The following is a 4,135-nucleotide window of genomic DNA, read 5'->3' as shown; positions in this document are numbered from 1 at the left end:
GCACCCCGAGCCGCGCGGTCGCGGCAGTGACCGCGGCGTCCAGGCCGTGCAGCACGTCCGTGCCGACCGTGGTCGGCGCCGCCGCCGCCGCGACCAGCCCCCCGCCGTCGAGGTCGACCACCGCGACCTTCGTGTACGTCGAACCGACGTCGGCGCAGACCGCGACGTTCACGCCGGCGCGGGAACGACCACCGTGCCGGTGGCGGTCACCGCCACCACCGGCGGATCGAGGACCTCCGCGGCCGACTCGCCCCGGTCCGGGCGGCCCCGGCACACCACCCGGGCCTCGAAGTCGATGGTGCGGCTACGCGTGCCGACCCGGATCACCGTCGCCACCACCTCCAGCACGTCACCGGCCTTCATCGGCGCCTTGAACTGCACGTCCGAATAGGACGCGAACAACCCCTCGTCGCCGTCGGTACGGATGCACACCTCCGTGGCCACATCCCCGAACAGACCCAACGCGTACGCCCCGTCGACCAGGTTCCCCGCGTAGTGCGCGTGCGCGTACGGCACATACCGCCGGTGCGTCACCGTCAAACCCAACCGTGGGTCACTCATGCCTTCGCCTTCTTGTTCGTAATCAACGCGTGGACCAGGTACGACGCCACCTCACCCGGAGTGGTGCCCCGGCCGAAGATGCGGTCCACCCCCAACTCGGCGGCCTGCTTCTCGTCGAACCGCGGCCCACCCACGATCAGCAGCGGCCGCCGACCCGCCGGCATCGCCTCCCGGAACGCCGCCGACATCTCCCGCGTGTTGTGCAGATGCGCGTCACGCTGCGTCACCACCTGCGACACCAGCACCGCGTCGGCCCGCGCCACCCGCGCCGCCTCCACCAACTCCGGCACACTGACCTGCGCACCCAGATTCGCCACCGACAACTCCCGGTAGTACTCCAGGCCCTTCTCACCGGCAATGCCCTTGACGTTGAGGATCGCGTCGATGCCCACGGTGTGCGCGTCCGTGCCGATGCACGCCCCCACCACCGACAGCTTGCGGCGCAACCGCCGCTTCACCACCGCGTTGACCTCCTTGGCGGACAACAGCGGAAAGTCCCGCTCCACCACCTGCACCGCCGACAGGTCCACCAGATGATTCACCCGCCCATACACCACGAAGAAGGTGAACCCGTCACCCATCTGCTTCGCGTGCACCAGCATCGCCGGGTCGATACCCATCCGGTTCGCCAACTGGATCGCCGCACCCTCGGCCCGCTTGTCATGCGGCACCGGCAACGTGAACGACACCTGCACCATGCCGTCACCGGTGGTGTCCCCATACGGCCGGACGATCTTGCTCGTGCTCATGCGGACGGCCTCTCCAGGATCTCCGTGGCCGGGTTGTAGTAGTCGCTCTCGTGCCGCGCCACCCCGTCCAGCCCCTTACCCCGGTCCGCCGGCCGCTTCATGATCCCGAACGTGCCCTCGGCGATCGCGGTCAACAACGACTGATCACCGATACGCTCCAACAACTCCACCGCCTCACCGAGCACCCGGCGCGCACGCTGCTGGATGAACCCGCCGGGCGCCGGCACGAAGTCCTCGCGCAACCCACCGGCCGCCCCCAACACGTACCGGACGTTCTGCAAAGCGATGTCCCGGTCCGACAACCACGGCGTCACCACCGCCTCGGTCATCATCCCCACCAGCAGAATCCCCTGCCCGGTCATGGTGCCCACCAGGTTGAAGAACCCGTCCAACAGGTTGCCCCGGAACACGTCACCGGTCATGTGCTTCGTCGGCGGCATCCACTTCAACGGCGCCTCCGGGAACAACTCCCGGGCCAGCAACGCGTGCGCCAACTCCAACCGGAACGACTCCGGCACATCCGGATTGATCTCGAACGCGTGCCCCAGCCCCAACTGCCAGTCAGCCAGCCCCGCCTCGTGCGCGAAATACTCGTTCAGCAGCTGCGACACCGTCACCGTGTGCGCCTCCTCCACCGCGTCCGCGGTGGTGAGGTAGTTGTCCTCACCGGTGTTGATGATGATCCCCGCCCGCGCGTGCACCTGCCGGGAGAACCGCTGGTCCACGAACGTACGGATCGGGTTGATGTCACGGAACAGAATCCCGTACATCGAGTCGTTGAGCATCATGTCCAGCCGCTCAAGCCCCGCCAAGGTGGCCATCTCCGGCATGCACAACCCCGACGCATAGTTCGTCAGCCGCACATACCGGCCCAACTCCCGCGACGACTCATCCAACGCCGCCCGCATCAGCCGGAAATTCTCCTGCGTCGCGTACGTGCCCGCGAACCCCTCCCGGGTCGCCCCCTCCGGCACATAGTCCAGCAGCGACTGCCCCGTCGACCGGATCACCGCGATCACGTCCGCACCGGCCCGCGCCGCCGCCTGCGCCTGCGGAATGTCCTCGTAAATGTCCCCCGTCGCCACGATCAGGTAGATCCACGGCCGCTGCTTCGGGTCCCCGTACCGCTTGACGAGACGGTCCCGCTCGACCCGCCGCCGGTCGATACGCCGGACCCCGGCCGCCACCGCCCGACGAGCGGCCCTACGCGCCGCCGTGGCCGCCTTCCCCACCGGCTGCTCGAACCGCACCGAACCCGCAGCCGCCTTCTGCGCCAGCAACGTCACATCCGCCAGCTGCTCCCGCTCGAGGGCGTCGAACACCGGCACCGCCACCCCGTGCCCCAGCCCCACATCCGCGACGACCGCATCCACCAGCCGGTTCACCCACGGAATACCGTCCGGGTCGGCACCGGTCACCCCGGCCAACCGCAGCACCGCACGCTCCACCGACACCGTGGTGTGACTACGCGCCAACTCCACCACCGGCCGGCCGGCCCGCCGCGCCAACTCCCGCGCCCGCGCCACCAGCGCCGGATCCAGATCCAGCTTGCCCGGCATCCCGTCGACAGCCGGACCCACACCGCCGGACCGCCCGCTCTCCTCGCTCACGAAGACCCTTCCTTGTAAATCACCTCACCGCGCAGCACCGTGGCCCGGCACACCGGCAGCGGCGTCGGATCCTCCGCCCCCCGCGCCTCCGGATCCTCGGCCTGCAACACCGGCAGACCCCGGTCCACCCCGGCCGGGCTCGACCACACCGCGAACGTCGCCGGCGCCCCCAACGCGAGAACCCCCTCGCTGTCCAGGTGCACCGCCCGCCACCCGCCCCGGGTGTGCGCCGCGAACGCTGCCCGCACGCTCATCCGCTGCACCGGGTTGTGATGCGCCACCGCCGCCCGCACCGACCCCCACGGATCCAACGGAGTCACCGGCGAATCGGACCCGAACGCCAACGTCACACCCACCGCGTGCATCGCCCCCATCGGGTTCGACGCCAACGACCGCTCCAGCCCCAGCCGCGTCTCATACATCCGGCCCGCGCCACCCCACAACCGGTCGAACGCCGGCTGCATCGACGCCACCACCCCGAACTCCACGAACCCGGCGATCAACCGCCGATCCATGATCTCGGCATGCTCCACCCGGTGCCGCGCCGCCCGCACCCGGTCCGTGCCGAGCTTCTCCGCCGCCGCCGCGAAACCCGTCATCACCGTCGAGATCGCCGCGTCACCGATCGCATGGAACCCGCCCTGCATCCCATGCGCCGCACAGTCCAGCAGATGATCACGCACCTGCTCCGCACTCAGATAGCCGTGACCACACCCGGCACCATCCGCGTACGCCTGCGACACATGCGCCGTACGCGACCCCAACGCCCCGTCGGCGAACAGGTCACCACCCGCACCCACCGCACCCAGCTCCCGCGCCCGCGCCGCACCGCCCAGCTCACCCCAGTACCCGTACACCTCCGGCAACCCCACACCGGAAATCGACAACAGGTTGGTGAAGTCCGCCTCGTCGGAGATCTCCGGCCCACCGCACTCGTGCACCGCCGCGATCCCCAGCGACGCCGCATGCTCCAGGGCCACCCGCTGCGCCGCCACCCGCTGCGCCCCCGTCACCGACGCCCGCGCCACCGCCCGCACCACATGGTGCGCATCCCGCCGCAGCCACCCCGACTCGTCGTACCCGGGCGCCGCCACCGCCTCCGGACACGCCGCCAACAGCGCCGACGACACCAACGCCGAATGGATCGACGCCTGCGACAGATACACCCGCCGGCCACCAGCCGCCCGCCCCAGCTCCGCCGCCCCCGGCGGCTGC

5 protein-coding genes are annotated in these 4,135 nt (G+C 70.3%); all 5 read right to left on the bottom strand.

All coding sequences use genetic code 11. From position 1 onward, the window contains the following. Positions 1–172 (bottom strand): glutamate mutase L (locus tag AB0M52_RS31550; protein ID WP_363961260.1); only part of this gene is annotated, 172 nt, incomplete at its 3' end. Beyond that, positions 169–561 carry a hotdog domain-containing protein gene (locus AB0M52_RS31545; protein ID WP_363961256.1) on the bottom strand — a complete coding sequence of 131 codons (393 nt, stop codon included), beginning with the start codon at positions 559–561 and terminating at the stop codon, positions 169–171. The genes AB0M52_RS31550 and AB0M52_RS31545, both read right to left, overlap by 4 nt. Continuing rightward, positions 558–1,310 (bottom strand): OAM dimerization domain-containing protein, encoded by a 753-nt coding sequence (locus AB0M52_RS31540; RefSeq protein WP_363961254.1) that lies wholly within the window; start codon positions 1,308–1,310, stop codon positions 558–560. The genes AB0M52_RS31545 and AB0M52_RS31540 overlap by 4 nt, the downstream gene beginning before the upstream one ends. Further along, the gene (locus tag AB0M52_RS31535) at positions 1,307–2,869 is read right to left on the bottom strand and encodes a lysine 5,6-aminomutase subunit alpha (RefSeq protein WP_363961258.1); all 1,563 of its coding nucleotides are present in this window, start codon (positions 2,867–2,869) and stop codon (positions 1,307–1,309) included. Before AB0M52_RS31535 ends, AB0M52_RS31540 begins: the two co-directional genes overlap by 4 nt. Positions 2,870–2,916: 47 nt before the next feature. Beyond that, a partial coding sequence (locus AB0M52_RS31530; RefSeq protein ID WP_363961252.1) for an amidohydrolase family protein occupies positions 2,917–4,135 on the bottom strand: 1,219 nt, incomplete at its 5' end.

It is taken from the genome of Micromonospora sp. NPDC051296, from assembly GCF_040682255.1.
Classification (GTDB): Bacteria; Actinomycetota; Actinomycetes; order Mycobacteriales; family Micromonosporaceae; genus Micromonospora; species Micromonospora craterilacus.
This window is presented reverse-complemented; position numbering and strand designations above follow the sequence as displayed.